Source organism: Thermodesulfomicrobium sp. WS (genome assembly GCF_027925145.1).
Lineage (GTDB): Bacteria > Desulfobacterota > Desulfovibrionia > Desulfovibrionales > Desulfomicrobiaceae > Thermodesulfomicrobium.
The window spans coordinates 551,557-566,812 of the sequence record NZ_AP027130.1 but is presented as its reverse complement, the minus strand read 5'-3'; the positions used below and the strand labels follow the sequence as shown (position 1 = coordinate 566,812).

Below are 15,256 nucleotides of genomic sequence, written 5' to 3'. Positions count from 1 at the left end.
AGAGAGAAGAGAGATACGTCACTCGATCCATTAGTACCGGTCAGCTCAATGCGTTACCGCACGTACACTCCCGGCCTATCTACCAGGTAGTCTCCCTGGGATCTTACTGCCTTACGGCAGGGAGAGCTCATCTCGTGGACGGCTTCCCGCTTAGATGCTTTCAGCGGTTATCTCTTCCGATCATAGCTACCCTGCTGTGCCGCTGGCGCGACAACAGGTCCACTAGAGGATCGTCCACTCCGGTCCTCTCGTACTAGGAGCAGACCCACTCAACTCTCCTACGCCCACAGAAGATAGGGACCAAACTGTCTCACGACGTTTTAAACCCAGCTCGCGTACCACTTTAAACGGCGAACAGCCGTACCCTTGGGACCTGCTCCAGCCCCAGGATGTGATGAGCCGACATCGAGGTGCCAAACCGCGTCGTCGATGTGAACTCTTGGACGCGATCAGCCTGTTATCCCCGGCGTACCTTTTATCCGATGAGCGATGGCCCTTCCATGCGGAACCACCGGATCACTAACACCGACTTTCGTCCCTGCTCGACTTGTCAGTCTCACAGTCAAGCTCCCTTATGCGTTTGCACTCAACGGCTGGTTTCCAATCAGCCTGAGGGAACCTTTGTGCGCCTCCGTTACTCTTTGGGAGGCGACCGCCCCAGTCAAACTACCCACCAGACACTGTCTCCCACCCGGCTCACGGGTTGGGATTAGAATCCTAAACCACCAAGGGTGGTATTTCAACGACGGCTCCACGAATACTGGCGTACCCGCTTCACAGCCTCCCACCTATCCTACACATGATAGTCCAAGATCCAATGTCAAGCTGTAGTAAAGGTGCACAGGGTCTTTCCGTCTTTCTGCGGGGAGACGGCATCTTCACCGCCAATTCAATTTCACTGAGCCTCTGGTTGAGACAGCGCGGAGATCGTTACGCCATTCGTGCAGGTCGGAACTTACCCGACAAGGAATTTCGCTACCTTAGGACCGTTATAGTTACGGCCGCCGTTTACTGGGGCTTCGATTCAAAGCTTCGCCTTGCGGCTAACCTCTCCTCTTAACCTTCCAGCACCGGGCAGGCGTCAGACCCTATACGTCGTCTTCCGACTTCGCAGAGTCCTGTGTTTTTAGTAAACAGTCGCCACCGCCACTTCTCTGCGACCACTCCAAGCTCGCATAGTCAATACGCTCACCCAAAGTGGCACCCCTTCTCCCGAAGTTACGGGGTCATTTTGCCGAGTTCCTTAACCAGAGTTCGCTCAAACGCCTTGGGTTACTCACCCCACCCACCTGTGTCGGTTTCCGGTACGGTCTGCAGCACCTCTCGCTACGAGGATTTTCTTGGCAGCATGGGCTCAGTGGCTTCGCCTAACGGCTCGGCATCACGTCTCAGAGGTATCGGCTTCCCGGATTTGCCTAAGAAGCCCTCCTACTCGCTTGCACCGGGTATTCCAACACCCGGACCACCTACCCTCCTGCGTCCCCCCTTCGCTCCAACAAGGCACCACAGGTACGGGAATATTAACCCGTTTCCCATCAGCTACGCGTTTCCGCCTCGCCTTAGGGGCCGACTTACCCTGGGAAGATTATCTTTACCCAGGAAACCTTGGGTTTACGGCGAACAGGTTTTTCACCTGTTTTCTCGTTACTCATGCCAGCATAGTCACTTCTCTGCAGTCCACAGCACCTCCCGGTACTCCTTCAACCCGCAGAGAACGCTCTCCTACCAATCAGACCTACGCCTGATTCCGAAGCTTCGGCGCCATGCTTAGCCCCGTTACATTTTCGGCGCAGGGTCGCTCGACCAGTGAGCTATTACGCTTTCTTTAAAGGATGGCTGCTTCTAAGCCAACCTCCTGGCTGTCCAAGCGACCCCACCTCCTTTCCCACTGAGCATGGACTTGGGGACCTTAGCTGTCGGTCTGGGCTCTTTCCCTCTCGACCACGAACCTTATCACCCGCGGTCTGACTCCCGGGATTCACCTTCTGGCATTCGGAGTTTGATAGGGTTTGGTAAGCGGGTAAGCCCCCTAGCCCTGTCAGTGCTCTACCTCCAAAAGGAAACTCCCGAGGCTATACCTCAATATATTTCGGAGAGAACCAGCTATCACCGAGTTTGATTGGCCTTTCACCCCTATCCACAAGTCATCCGAGTAATTTTCAACTTACAACGGTTCGGTCCTCCACTTGGCTTTACCCAAGCTTCAACCTGCTCATGGATAGATCACCCGGCTTCGGGTCTAATCCGCAGTACTCAACGCCCTATTCAGACTCGCTTTCGCTACGGCTCCACCTCGCGGCTTAACCTCGCACTACAGATGAACTCACTGGCCCATTATGCAAAAGGCACGCGGTCACACCCAAAGGTGCTCCCACTGCTTGTAGGCATACGGTTTCAGGTTCTTTTGCACTCCCCTCACTGGGGTTCTTTTCACCTTTCCCTCACGGTACTGGTCCACTATCGGTCGCCAGGGAGTATTTAGCCTTGGAAGATGGTCCTCCCAGATTCAAACGGGATTGCACGTGTCCCGCCCTACTCAGGTACCCCCCTCGCCACTTTCGATTTCGCATACGAGACTCTCACTCTCTCTGGTGGGCCTTTCCAGACCCTTCTGCTATCTACTCATGGATCGATTCCGGGGGCCCTCCAACCCCACACAGCATGCTGCGTGGTTTAGGCTCCTCCGCTTTCGCTCGCCGCTACTCACAGAATCTCTCTTGATTTCTTCTCCTTCGGGTACTGAGATGTTTCACTTCCCCGAGTTCGCCTCCTGCAGCCTATGGATTCAGCCGCAGGATGACTGGACATGACTCCAGCCGGGTTGCCCCATTGGGAAATCCCCGGATCATCGCTTGTTTGGCAGCTCCCCGAGGCTTATCGCAGCCTCCCACGTCCTTCATCGCCTCCTGGCACCAAGGCATCCACCGTATGCCCTTATTTCCGTATCTCTCTTTCCCTCTATTCTTCTGTCAATGAACCACAAGCTTTCCGCTCATGTCCCCTAGCGATACCTCGCTCGAGGACCCAAGGGCAAACCTTGTTGTGGTGGAGGTGAACAGGTTCGAACTGATGACCTCCTGCGTGCAAGGCAGGCGCTCTCCCAGCTGAGCTACACCCCCACTTGGTGGGCCTGGGAAGACTTGAACTTCCGACCTCACGCTTATCAGGCGTGCGCTCTGACCACCTGAGCTACAAGCCCCCACCGCAAGGACAACAACCCTTGCAAGTAAATAGCGAGAAGAACTCTTCCGATAAGGAGGTGATCCAGCCGCAGGTTCCCCTACGGCTACCTTGTTACGACTTCACCCCAATTACCAGCCCTACCGTAGGCGCCTACCTCCCTTGCGGGTTAGTCCGGCGACTTCGGGGAGAACCGACTTTCGTGGTGTGACGGGCGGTGTGTACAAGGCCCGGGAACGTATTCACCGCGGCATGCTGATCCGCGATTACTAGCGATTCCAACTTCATGCAGTCGAGTTGCAGACTGCAATCCGGACTACGACGAGTTTTTTGGGATTCGCTCCACCTCACGGTATCGCTGCCCTTTGTACTCGCCATTGTAGTACGTGTGTAGCCCTGGGCGTAAGGGCCATGATGACTTGACGTCGTCCCCACCTTCCTCCCGGTTGACCCGGGCAGTCTCCCGAGAGTGCCCAGCTTTACCTGGTAGCAACTCGGAACAAGGGTTGCGCTCGTTGCGGGACTTAACCCAACACCTCACGGCACGAGCTGACGACAGCCATGCAGCACCTGTCTCTGGGTTCCCCGAAGGGCACTCCCGCATCTCTGCAGGATTCCCAGGATGTCAAGCCCAGGTAAGGTTCTTCGCGTTGCATCGAATTAAACCACATACTCCACCGCTTGTGCGGGCCCCCGTCAATTTCTTTGAGTTTCAGCCTTGCGACCGTACTCCCCAGGCGGGATACTTAACGCGTTAGCTCCGGCACTGAGGGTCATGCCCCCAACACCTAGTATCCATCGTTTACGGTGTGGACTACCAGGGTATCTAATCCTGTTTGCTCCCCACACTTTCGCGCCTCAGCGTCGATACCTGTCCAGGTGGCCGCCTTCGCCACCGGTGTTCCTCCTGATATCTACGGATTTCACTCCTACACCAGGAATTCCGCCACCCTCTCCAGGATCCAAGCCCAGCAGTTTCAAAGGCAATTCCACGGTTGAGCCGTGGGATTTCACCCCTGACTTACCAGGCCGCCTACGCGCCCTTTACGCCCAGTGATTCCGAATAACGCTCGCACCCTCCGTATTACCGCGGCTGCTGGCACGGAGTTAGCCGGTGCTTCCTCTGAAGGTACCGTCACAACACAGCCCTATTCGAACTGTGCCCGTTCTTCCCTTCTGACAGAGGTTTACGACCCGAAGGCCTTCATCCCTCACACGGCGTTGCTGGGTCAGGCTTGCGCCCATTGCCCAATATTCCCCACTGCTGCCTCCCGTAGGAGTCTGGACCGTGTTCCAGTTCCAGTGTGGCTGATCATCCTCTCAGACCAGCTACCCATCGTCGCCTTGGTAGGCCTTTACCCTACCAACTAGCTAATGGGACGCAGGCTCATCTCTGGACAGATGCATATGCAGAGGCATCCTTTACCGACTTCATCGAAATAAAGCCAGACCATTCGGTATTAGCTCCGCTTTCGCAGAGTTATCCCCAATCCAGAGGGAGATTACCTACGCGTTACTCACCCGTGCGCCACTCTACTGAGGGCCGAAGCCCCGTTCGCGTCCGACTTGCATGTGTTAGGCACGCCGCCAGCGTTCATTCTGAGCCAGAATCAAACTCTCCAGTTTGAAACGTCAAGGCAACCAAGTTGCCGTAGAAACCTTACCTTTGGTTCTTCTCGCTATTTATTTGTCAAAGACCGTTGCCCTTCCGGGCGCGAGGTCGGCGCCTCTACCGAGACCCCCACCCCCTGTCAAGGAGTTTTTTTTCCGGGGCCATCCAGCCCCCTCCCGAAGGGACGCACCCCCTACAGAGCACCACCCTCCGCTGTCAAGGACTTTTTCGCCCCGACCCAAAACTCCTTTGCCTTTCCAAGAACCCCACGGGCAAGACCTGCTCGCTCGCGGGAAGAAAACCTTTAGAGAAAAAACCAAACAGCGGTCAAGAAAAAATTGCAAGAATCGGGATTGTTCTTAAAAGCCCATTCTTTTCAAGGAACAAGCAGACCAACCCCCTCTCTCGCGCCACAACGCGCCCCGCACGACACCGAATCAAAAAGCCGGCCCTTATGGGCCGGCGGATTCGCTGGAGCCCACAAGCAGGATTGAACTGCTGACCTCGTCCTTACCAAGGACGCGCTCTACCTACTGAGCTATGTGGGCGATGCCGTCGTGGTCGGGATGAGAGGATTTGAACCTCCGGCCCCTTGAACCCCATTCAAGTGCGCTCCCAGACTGCGCTACATCCCGACAACGGAAGGCGCTTCTAGGCGTCCGGCGCGGACTTTGTCAAACACTTTTTTGCCGTCGCAAGCATTTCGCTCCCAAGCCAGCGTCCCCGCCAGGAGATTCCCCGTCTTTCTTTTGCCGGAGCGCGACCCTTCCCGGTCCGGCAAAATTTCTCTATGAGCCAATGCGTTCACAACCACCCCAGGACGCATCCTCTCCACGGCTGCAGCACACGCCTCCCTGGAAAGGACGCATGCCTCTCCAATCCGTTGCGAGGTTTCCTTATGTCCTCAATCACCTACCACCCCATTGGCATCCTCCGCACCCCCTTCTCCGAGGCCTGCGGCGTCCCCATCCAGCCCACAGGCGCGGCGGACGTGGAAGGCCGCGTCGAGCTCGACGCCTGCTACGCCCAAGCCCTGCACGACATTGAGGGGTTTTCCCATCTCATTCTCCTCTACCACTTCCACCGAAGCGGCCCGTGGAAGCCGCTGGTCGTCCCCTTTCTCGACACTGCAGTGCATGGGGTTTTTGCCACGCGGGCACCGGCTCGGCCCAATGCCATCGGCCTTTCCGTCGTCCAGCTTTTGCGGCGGGAAGAAACGGTGCTTTGGGTGCGGGGGATCGACGTGATCGACGGCACGCCGCTTTTGGACATCAAACCTTACGTGCCGGCCTTTGACTGCCCAGGCCCGGCCCGTTCCGGATGGCTCGAAGGAAAGGACGCCCACGCCGCAACGGCCCGCGCGGACACGAGATTCGCGCCCCAAAGACACCCCTAACCCAAGGCCGGACATCCCCTCCGGGTACGCAAAAAAATCCTGCCGACTCCCGTACACACTCTCCAGGAGGACCCATGCGCCTTGCCCAATACGACTTTCATGCCGTGTTCGAAGAAAACGCCGTGCTCCCGGAATTCAAAGGCTCGACCTTTCGCGGCGCCTTTGGCTGGGCCCTCAAGCGGGTGGCCTGCCCCATGGGAGAGCGGGACTGCCGCATTTGCCTCGTGCGAAGCCGCTGCATCTATCCCACGGTGTTCGAGCCCACTACCAACGACGCCCACGGCCTGGCGCCGCATCCCTATGCCATCATCCCCCCAACAACCCGAGAGCGGGCCTTCCGCAAAGGAGAATCGTTCGACTTTTCGCTGATCCTCTTCGGGTCGGCCACAGAGTATCTCCCGTATTTCATCGCAGCTTTTGAGCGCATGGGGCAATCGGGGATCGGCCGAGGAGAAGTGCGGCCCCGGGCGCGCTTTGCCCTGCAGGCGGTCTCGTACCGCGGCCAGCGCATCTACGACGCCCGCAGTCCCCACGTGCTCCAGGGCACTGCCCCCGACGAGCTGGATCTCGCCCAAATCCCTCCAGTTCCGGCCCGTGCCGTGGAAGTGCGCTGGCGCACGCCGGTACGCCTCAAGGCGGACAACCATCTCGCAGGAAAGCTGCCCTTCGACGTGCTCATACGGGGTGCTTTACGGCGTGTCTCCAGCCTTTTTCACGCCTTTGGCGCAGGCGAGCCGCCCCTGGACTACCGCGGACTGGCCAAGCGGGCGGCCTCCATCACCACCGCGCGCGACGAGCTGGAGTGGATCGACCATCGCCGCTTCTCCAGCCGCCAAGAGCGGGAAATGCTTTTGGGCGGACTGACCGGCAGAATTCTCTACCGCGGCGACCTCACGGAATTCACTCCCCTATTGACGGCAGCGGAAGTTTTACGAATAGGCAAACAAACTACATTCGGACTGGGATGGATGGAATACCGAGTCATTGAGTAAGAAAACCGTATGGCGGAGAGGGAGCAACCCATGAAAATGAAAAAACAAAAATTTCTGTTATCCTTTATTACCCCTGCATTCCTTGGGGATGCCCAACAAAGCGGCCGATGGCGAACCCCACCTATCAAGGCCAATCTCCGCCAATGGTGGCGCGTGGCGTATGCTGCAAGCACAAATTTTTGCGTCGATATAGCCAAAATGCGCGAAATAGAAGGCAAAATTTTTGGCAATGCATGGCTCGATGGTGCATTCTGCAAAAGCCATGTCCTGCTGCGACTGAGCTCCTGGGAAGAAGGAAAACAGCGATCCTGGTCCCCACTCAGCCAGGTCTCTCACCCCGAAGTACGGTTCCCTGTGGGAAGCGACCTCTACCTCGGCTACGGCCCCCTCACGCTTCCCCGGGGCGAACGCAGTCCCAAACTCAAGGCCAATGCCGCCATCCAGGCCGACGAATCCGCCACACTGTCCATCGCCTACCCAGAAGAGGAAGCGCCCCTCGTGGAGCACGCCCTCTGGCTCATGGACCGCTTTGGAACCCTTGGTGGTCGGTCCCGCAATGGATGGGGATCCTATGTGCTTCAGCCGCAAGAAGGGGCGTTTGCCCTTTCGGGACTAATCCCCCTACGGGACTGGCGTAAGTGCCTGCAAAGCGATTGGCCCCAGGCGATCGGCCAAGACGACCAAGGCGCACTCATCTGGCAGACCGAGCCGCATTCTGATTGGCAGAGTCTGATGAAAACCCTCGCCACCATCAAAATCAATCTGCGGACGCAATTCCGCTTCACCGCAGGAGAAGGATCTCCAGAAGACCGACATTGGCTCGCCTACCCGGTCACGAGGCACAGCGTAGCGGCCTGGGGCAATTGCCGCCTCCCCAACCAACTCCGTTTCAAGGTTCGGCGCAGCAAAGATCAACAGGTGGTAGGCGTCATCTTTCATATGCCCCATCTCCCGCCTGCATCCTTCAAACCTCAAGAAGAAACCTTCATTCGCATTTGGAAGAAGGTTCACCATTTCCTCGACAGCTCTTCAGAATCAAAACTGCAGCGCATTTCGGAGTAACCCCATGAATACTGCTCGCCTTTGGCAAACCAAGCTCGCCGCCCGGCTGCACGACCCCGCGGAAAAAGCCTTGGTCCTCTTACGGGACCCCGAAGGCCACGAAAACGGGACCTCCCGAGCGCTCCGCCGCCTCATGGGCCTCGAGCAACTCGGCAGCCAGATAGACCCGGACAACGACGAAGTGCTCGCCAAGATTCTTTTTCCGCAAAGTCTTGCCAGCGATATCTACCGCCAGATCCAGCGGGCCGACTGGTGGGCAGCAGCCGCGGATCGACCGCAATGGCCCATGGAGGAACGCACCGTCACCACCAAGTCCGGGACGCAGCGCACGTTTCCAGTGGCGAACTGGGCTCAAGTCCGCTGGACCACAGCACCGATCCTCATCCATCCCCTTACCGGAGAGGAAATCGATCTCCACGCCCTCCATGATACGGACGTCTCGGACATCAAAGAGCGCGCATTCCGCCATTTTGCCGCCCTCGCCAAAGCCATCGGCGAGCGAAAGGATGAAGACGCCTGGCGCGCAACGCTCCTGGCATTCTGGCGCTTTGGCCCGGAGCTTAGCGAAGATGCCGACAACGGGAAAATGGGGGCGCTCTGGCCGCTACTTCCGGCGGACACACGGGTCCCCGACCATTCCATCTGGGAGCACCTCGACCTCACCTCGGCCTTTGCCGGTGCCTTCGCCGCAGACCCCCAGGACGATGCAGCGCTTTTGGCCCTTTCCATCGGTCCAGTACAATCCTTCATTGCTTCCGCCCGCAAACTGGACGACCTTTGGGCTGGATCCCACCTGCTGTCCCGTCTTGCCTGGGAGACCATGCGGCCCGTGGCAGAGGCGCTGGGACCGGACGCCTTCCTCTTTCCCCGGCTCCGCGGCATCGCTCTGGTGGATTTATGGCTGCGGGATGCCATGGGGTTGCCTGCCCAATTGTTTGAACAATGCGAATGGCAACGAGGAGCGAGTGACTCCAACCCGCTCTTTGCCGCAGCGCTCCCCAACCGCTTCGTTGCCCTCGTGCCCGCAAGCCGCGCCCGAGAACTGGCCGAGGCCTGCCGCGAAAGCGCACGGCAATGGATTCAGGACCGTGGCCAAGAAACCGTGCGTCGTCTCTTGACCACAGCAGGTCTCGAAGACGATCCATTCTGCCCGGCCTACGCCCAAATGCGCGAGCAGCTCTCTTCTTTTCCTGAAGTCTATTGGGCTGCCGTACCCTTCTCCCTCATTCGCTGCCGCGACCACACCAAGCAGCGCGACCTCGATCTGACCAATCTCCAGAGCGCCATGGCGCCATTTTTTGGGGAAGATTCCGGGCGCCCCTGCGGCTTCCTCAATACGGCCGCATGGAAAGTCCTCTCCCAGGCCATCGAAGTCACCAGCAATGGTCAGCAGGTGCGTTTTTTCCACCCCAACCCTGGGGTTCTCTATCCGGCAGTCTATGATCTCGCGGAACGCGTGCTCGCTGCAGCCAAAACAGCGCGCCCCTTTGATCAAAAACCGCAGACCGGGTGGAGGGAATCTCTCTGCGGCGACGTGGAATGGCTTACCACAGACAGAACCCATCTCGCCCTGCCTCCTGGCCAGCGCACCGACACTCTCTGGACGCGGATCGCCCACAAACGCCCGGCGTGGGCTCGTCAAGGGGAACATTTGGGAGGACTGGCGGCCCTCAAACGCCTGTGGCCCACACTCTTCACCCAGGAGGTGGAGCAGGCTTTAGGGAACAAAAACATCTTCCGCTACAGCGTCAGCACTCATGCCATGGCCTTGGCGCGCCAACTTGATGTTTGGCTCGAAAACGACGCCAACACCAGCGCAGCGGCCATCCCGGAAATCAAGGTCGACCCAGTGGTGCTGCCACGGGGCATGGTGCTGCGCCATAGCAAGCGGCACCCCGAGGCCCTCCAAAAGGCCCGCATCCTCCCGGCCTTGCTCGATGCAGCAAGCGAGATGGAGAACGAATCCCAAGCGGAAAAAATCCGGCATCATGTACGCGACATCCTGGCCCAAGGACTTCCGGCCTCAGCTCCCAAGAAACGCTTCCGCCTAGAAAGCTACTATGGACTTTTGATGATGGACGGCGACCATATGGGCGCCATCCTCTCCGGAGACGAGACCACCGGCACGGCCATCACCTACCGCGAGAGCTTCCACAAGCAGGTCCGACATGGCTTTGACCACCTTGCCCAAAGTTGTCCTGCGATTCGGGACTATGGGAATCAGCGCCGCGCCGTCTCCCCTGGTCGGCACCTCGCCATCTCTGCGGCCCTCAACGATTTCTCCCAACATGTGGCAAGGCACGTGGTGGAAGAAGAGCACCTCGGCCGCCTGATCTATGCTGGCGGGGACGATGTGCTGGCAGTGTTGCCGGTAGCAGATCTGATGTCTTGCGCGAGTCGCCTGCGGCAGGCGTACAGTGGGATCACCTCTGAAAACGAGCCCCTGGACTGGCACACCGTGCGGCAGCATCCCCAACAGCTCCACTGCAAAAACGGCTTTGCCTTCCTCCGCGGCCGGCTCATGCGCATGATGGGAAAAAACGCCACGGCCTCAGCGGGCTTGGTGGTGGCCCACCATCAAGCACCACTTTCCGCCGTATTGCGGGAACTGCGCGCCGCAGAAAAACGCGCCAAAGAAGAGGGCGGGCGCAACGCCTTTGCCATCACGGTGATCAAACGCGCAGGAGGGGCGCTGCATTTTACGGCCCCATGGGGTGAACCCATGGCGTTATTGCTCGACACCATCCGCTTTCTTGCGGCACCAACCACATCCCGCCGAGCAGTCTACCATAGCCTGAAGTGGCTTGCCGATCTGCCGGATCCCAAAACCCATCCCGATATTCTCGAAACACTGCTTGGGTACCAGCTTGCTCGCCAATCCAAAGGAGAGCCGGCCAAACACGCCCCCCTTCTCGCCCAACGGCTCACCCAGATTGCCCAGCAACAGGCCCATCCCAAGGAGTGGCTGGAAAACTTCCTCGCTATCGCGGAATTTCTGGCCCGAGAAACCCGCATGCCTGCGGACACATCCCTGCATACCGGTAAGGAGCACGCCGCATGACCGCATCTTCTCTTTTCCTGGAACCCCTGGATGTCCTTTTCCTGCGCGGGAACAAACTCTTCGGTGATCCCGGAAGCTTCGGCGAAGCCCTGGTTCCACCGTGGCCGTCCGTTGCCGCCGGGGCGATCAGAAGCCGCATGCTCGCCGACGCAGGCATCGACGTCATGACATTTTCCCGAGGAGACTTCTGCCACCCAACGCTCGGGACGCCCCAAAAACCCGGCTCGTTCACCGTGACTGCATTCCACTTGGCGCGCCGTCTCCAAGACGGACGCGTCGAACTGCTCATGGCACCCCCTGCCGACCTCGTGATCACCGCAGGCGCAAATGGCGCGCCAGAGCCCCATACCCTGATCCCCCAAGCACTTTTCCAAAGGAAAACTGGGACTTCGTCCCTCGAAGGCACAGCGCCAATCCTCTCTTCTGCCTCTCTTCCATATCTCCCGGTGCTGGCCCAACCCCTTCGCCGCAAACCACTCTCCGGGTACTGGCTGACACAAACAGGATGGACGGCCTACCTCAACGGCAAGGCGCTTTCCTCAAAGCATCTCCTCCACTCTCGCTGTCTTTGGAGCATCGATCTACGCATCGGTGTGGGCATCAGTGACACCACGGGGAGCGCCGCAGAAGGTCGGCTTTTCTCCGCGCAGGCGGTCGCTTTCCGCAAACGCTTCCACAGCGGCACGGCATCTCAAGAAGAAACCTTCGACACCGGCTTTGTGATCACCGTGCAGGGGGCGACTCCGCCGCAAAAAGGCCTCGTCCGCCTTGGAGGTGATGGCCGCGCCGCTGCCATCGAACCGACGACTATTCCCTGCCCCGCCCCTGACCCCTCTGGCTTTGTCCAAAACCAGCGATGCCGGATGGTGCTCACGTCCCCAGGCATCTTTGCGCATGGCTGGCTCCCCACCGGCGCCCAACCGGACACCCTGCGCACCGACGGCGCCGTACGTTTCGAGCTCCACGGTGTTTCCGGCTGGATCGTTGCCGCTGCTGTCCCCAGGGCCGAGACCGTCTCGGGATGGGATTTGGCCCGCAGACACCCCAAACCGGCGCAGCGCGCCGCCGCAGCAGGCAGTGTCTATTGGATGGAACTTGACTCCACCACCACTGCTGCAGCCCTGCAAGAGCTCGTGGAGCACGGCCTCTGGAAAGATCCTTGCGAGGACGACACCCGCCGCGCCGAAGGATTCAACCGCTTCGTGTTCGCAGTGTTCTAACCCCCAGAAGGAGCAATGACACCATGTACACCAAACACGCCGCTGTCTTTCTGTACGCCATCAGCCCGGTACACATGGGCGCAGGCCAGGCCCTGGGAGTCATCGACAACCCCATCCAGCGCGAACGCCACACCCAACATCCGTGCTTTGCCGGCTCGGGTATCAAAGGGGCCATCCGTCATGCCTGGCAGGCGCTAGGGGGCGATGCGGACCACATCACTCGCATCCTCGGCCCGGAGGCTGGCTCCAGCGAGCTTCACGCCGGGGCCACCAGCCTTGGCGACGCCCAACTGGTCGCCTTCCCGGTGCGCAGTCTCAAGGGGAGCTATGTCTACGCATCCTGTCCCACAGCGATAGAACGGGCCCGGCGACTCTTATCGCTTCTCAACATCAACCTTGCCTGGCCGGATCTCCCTGATGTCACGGATGGCCACTGTCTGGTGGCCACAACCACCGTACTCTCCGATGGCAAGCTCTACTTGGAAGCCTTCGAATACGCCGCCACAGAATCTTCAGCGCTCCAGAGCATTGCCCGCGACCTCGCCCAACGCGCGCTGCCCGCAGGGGCCGAATACGCCTATTTTCAAAGCAAGATGGGCACCGACTTCGTGCTCCTCTCCGACGCAGACTTTGCCTACTTTGCCGAACACGCCACCTTGGTGGAACCACACGTACGTATCGACGACACCACAGGCACCGCGCAAGACGGCGGTCTCTTCTACACCGAAAACCTGCCGCCCGAGTCCTTGCTGGTGGCTCCACTCATGGCCAGTTCCACCCGCAGTGGCAAGGACGACCTCCCGGCCGAGGTGGTGCTTGGACATATGAAAATGGTTCTCGACGGCAAACTCCTGCAACTCGGCGGCGATGCCACCACTGGTCGAGGCTTGGTGGTCGCCACAATGGTGGAGGGATAACCATGAACACCCTGGAACAGCGCCGAGCCCAACATGCCTGGAAGTGTGCCCAAGAAGGCATCCAGCGTCATGGCAAAGACTACGTCAATGATGCCAAGGGGCTTCCTGCCCTGATTATGAATTCTGGCCTGATGCAGGTCATGGCTTTTCTCCAACAAAAAGGTGGCAGACACGAACTCCTTGGAGAACACCTGCGCCAGTGGCTCCACCAGCAATGCAAGACCCCAAAAGATTTCACCGGATTCATGGAATATCTCATGCAAAAGGAATCCACGATCTACCAAAGGGTCACCACCGAAGCCTTTGCCTGGCTCAAATGGCTCCGACAGATGGCCGCAGCACGCATAGGGAGCTAATGTATGCCTATTGCCGCTGTACCTCACTATATGGGGAAAGATTTTTCCAGTGCTTCTCCTGGAATGCGATTCGGCATGTATCTCTCCATATGGACAAACAGAACAGACCAAGAACATGAAGTTCAAGACCGTGCGAACCAACGAAGTCGCGAAGGTCAAGAGGTAGCATCCATGCTTCAACGAGATGGCATGGATGCGGTGATCCAAGCTCTTACACTACAGCGTCGCAGACCATTACCCTCCCTTTGGCAAAAAAACGATTTTGCCTCCAGACGCGCTTGGGAAGGAATCTGCAAACTCAGTGCAGAAGACGCCAAAATCCTTCAGAGCCTTCTTGCCCGCCAGCAAGCTGCCTTTACCTGCCAGGGGACTACAGGCTTCTCGCTACGCGCCACCACAGTGGCCCCCTTCACCACCGGCTTGGGCAACGAGCACCCGCTGGAAAACGGGTTTGCCTTTCTCTGGCCCTATGGGCTGCCCTATCTGCCGGGCAGTGGGGTCAAAGGGGTTGTGCGGCGTACTGCCGAAGAATTGGCCGAAGGCATTTGGGGCGACACCTGCGGCTGGAGCCACGATCCCGTCTCCAGCATCGAACACGGCACAGGAGCGGACACGACGCGCATTGCGCTCTCGGCCATTGACGTACTCTTTGGCCGCGAGCCCCAAGGCAAGGATTCCCCTGCCGTCCGTGGGGTGCTCACGTTTTGGGACGTGATTCCGCAAATTGCAGGAAACAGTCTGATGGTGGAGATCATGACGCCCCACCAAACCCACTACTATCAACAACGGACCGATCGGCAAAGCGGTGGAAGCACCAGCCCTCATGACTCCGGGCAACCCAATCCCATCAGCTTCCTGACCATACCGCCGGGCTCCACATTCGTCTTCCATGTCATCTGTGATGCGGAACGTCTCAAGCGCATTGCCCCAAGCCTCTTCCAAGAAGAAAATGGGACGGCACGCTGGCAGAATTTGCTCCATACCGCCTTCATACATGCATTTTCCTGGGTTGGTTTTGGCGCAAAAACGGCCGTTGGGTATGGAGCTATGAAAATCTCCACCCCAGAATCTCCCTCCACGAATCAGCAAAAAAATTTGGATATCCACCAGATTCAGGAAACCACTGAGCAATGGCCGCAAGCCTACTTGAAATACGATCCTGGATCTCAAAAAATCACTGCCACATTTGAGGGACGCCAAGCCACTTTCCTAGGACAAATCCACGAATTTTGGCAGCAATTGGGAGAAGAGCGAACAATCCGGATCAAAAAGAAGAAATCTCTAGGAAATATACCGATTATAGTTCGAAAACAAGGGAATTATATCGAGATCATCGGCATAAACGACACTTCCTGCTGATCCTGCAACCCTGATCTTTTCTCCCACGGTCCTTGGGCCGTGGGAGAAGGACTTTGGGGAACTTTTAGACATCCACCCTGCAGCATGCATTCCCTTGGGCT

Annotated in this window: 8 protein-coding genes, 4 tRNA genes and 2 rRNA genes; 8 read left to right on the top strand and 6 right to left on the bottom strand. The window is 58.4% G+C overall.

Annotated features, from left to right (window positions below):
* Positions 1 to 9: 9 nt before the first annotated feature.
* The 6 genes from QMF81_RS02755 to QMF81_RS02730 form a co-directional block, all read right to left on the bottom strand.
* Positions 10 to 2,948, bottom strand: a 23S ribosomal RNA gene (locus QMF81_RS02755).
* Between the two features lie 95 nt (positions 2,949 to 3,043).
* Positions 3,044 to 3,119 (bottom strand) — tRNA-Ala (locus QMF81_RS02750).
* Between the two features lie 3 nt (positions 3,120 to 3,122).
* A tRNA-Ile gene (locus QMF81_RS02745) sits at positions 3,123 to 3,199 on the bottom strand.
* 53 nt (positions 3,200 to 3,252) lie between these two features.
* Positions 3,253 to 4,806 (bottom strand): 16S ribosomal RNA (locus tag QMF81_RS02740).
* The 16S and 23S rRNA genes sit together here with 4 tRNA genes alongside, the layout of an rRNA operon.
* Positions 4,807 to 5,264: 458 nt before the next feature.
* Positions 5,265 to 5,340 (bottom strand) — tRNA-Thr (locus QMF81_RS02735).
* A 10-nt stretch (positions 5,341 to 5,350) separates the two neighbouring features.
* Positions 5,351 to 5,427, bottom strand: a tRNA-Pro gene (locus tag QMF81_RS02730).
* A gap of 263 nt (positions 5,428 to 5,690) precedes the next feature.
* On the opposite strand from QMF81_RS02730, the gene tsaA reads away from it, so the two are divergent.
* The 8 genes from tsaA to cmr6 all read left to right on the top strand — a co-directional run bounded on the left by tsaA (position 5,691) and on the right by cmr6 (position 15,155).
* Positions 5,691 to 6,188, top strand: coding sequence for a tRNA (N6-threonylcarbamoyladenosine(37)-N6)-methyltransferase TrmO (gene tsaA / locus QMF81_RS02725; protein ID WP_281751803.1), 498 nt, complete (start codon positions 5,691 to 5,693; stop codon positions 6,186 to 6,188).
* Positions 6,189 to 6,262: 74 nt separating this feature from the next.
* The gene (cas6, locus tag QMF81_RS02720; RefSeq protein ID WP_281751801.1) at positions 6,263 to 7,180 is read left to right on the top strand and encodes a CRISPR system precrRNA processing endoribonuclease RAMP protein Cas6; all 918 of its coding nucleotides are present in this window, start codon (positions 6,263 to 6,265) and stop codon (positions 7,178 to 7,180) included.
* A gap of 9 nt (positions 7,181 to 7,189) precedes the next feature.
* Positions 7,190 to 8,242 (top strand): RAMP superfamily CRISPR-associated protein, encoded by a 1,053-nt coding sequence (locus QMF81_RS02715; protein WP_281751799.1) that lies wholly within the window; start codon positions 7,190 to 7,192, stop codon positions 8,240 to 8,242.
* 4 nt (positions 8,243 to 8,246) lie between these two features.
* A complete protein-coding gene (gene cas10 / locus QMF81_RS02710) occupies positions 8,247 to 11,303 on the top strand; it encodes a type III-B CRISPR-associated protein Cas10/Cmr2 (RefSeq protein ID WP_281751797.1) in 3,057 nt (1,018 codons plus the stop codon).
* Positions 11,300 to 12,523 carry a type III-B CRISPR module-associated Cmr3 family protein gene (locus QMF81_RS02705; protein ID WP_281751795.1) on the top strand — a complete coding sequence of 408 codons (1,224 nt, stop codon included), beginning with the start codon at positions 11,300 to 11,302 and terminating at the stop codon, positions 12,521 to 12,523. Before cas10 ends, QMF81_RS02705 begins: the two co-directional genes overlap by 4 nt.
* Before the next feature lie 23 nt (positions 12,524 to 12,546).
* Complete coding sequence (gene cmr4, locus QMF81_RS02700; protein ID WP_281751793.1) at positions 12,547 to 13,440, top strand: type III-B CRISPR module RAMP protein Cmr4; 894 nt, start codon at positions 12,547 to 12,549, stop codon at positions 13,438 to 13,440.
* 2 nt (positions 13,441 to 13,442) lie between these two features.
* Positions 13,443 to 13,796 (top strand): type III-B CRISPR module-associated protein Cmr5, encoded by a 354-nt coding sequence (gene cmr5, locus QMF81_RS02695; RefSeq protein ID WP_281751791.1) that lies wholly within the window; start codon positions 13,443 to 13,445, stop codon positions 13,794 to 13,796.
* Between the two features lie 3 nt (positions 13,797 to 13,799).
* Positions 13,800 to 15,155: a type III-B CRISPR module RAMP protein Cmr6 gene (gene cmr6 / locus QMF81_RS02690; RefSeq protein WP_281751789.1), complete on the top strand. Its 1,356-nt coding sequence runs from the start codon at positions 13,800 to 13,802 to the stop codon at positions 15,153 to 15,155.
* The last annotated feature ends 101 nt before the right edge of the window (positions 15,156 to 15,256 follow it).

What these genes read in the sequence shown, in the direction of transcription:
- tsaA (WP_281751803.1), top strand. Translation starts at nt 5,691, where the DNA reads ATGTCCTCAATCACCTACCACCCCATTGGCATCCTCCGCACCCCCTTC.
- cas6 (WP_281751801.1), top strand. Translation starts at nt 6,263, where the DNA reads ATGCGCCTTGCCCAATACGACTTTCATGCCGTGTTCGAAGAAAACGCC.
- QMF81_RS02715 (WP_281751799.1), top strand. Translation starts at nt 7,190, where the DNA reads ATGGCGGAGAGGGAGCAACCCATGAAAATGAAAAAACAAAAATTTCTG.
- cas10 (WP_281751797.1), top strand. Translation starts at nt 8,247, where the DNA reads ATGAATACTGCTCGCCTTTGGCAAACCAAGCTCGCCGCCCGGCTGCAC.
- QMF81_RS02705 (WP_281751795.1), top strand. Translation starts at nt 11,300, where the DNA reads ATGACCGCATCTTCTCTTTTCCTGGAACCCCTGGATGTCCTTTTCCTG.
- cmr4 (WP_281751793.1), top strand. Translation starts at nt 12,547, where the DNA reads ATGTACACCAAACACGCCGCTGTCTTTCTGTACGCCATCAGCCCGGTA.
- cmr5 (WP_281751791.1), top strand. Translation starts at nt 13,443, where the DNA reads ATGAACACCCTGGAACAGCGCCGAGCCCAACATGCCTGGAAGTGTGCC.
- cmr6 (WP_281751789.1), top strand. Translation starts at nt 13,800, where the DNA reads ATGCCTATTGCCGCTGTACCTCACTATATGGGGAAAGATTTTTCCAGT.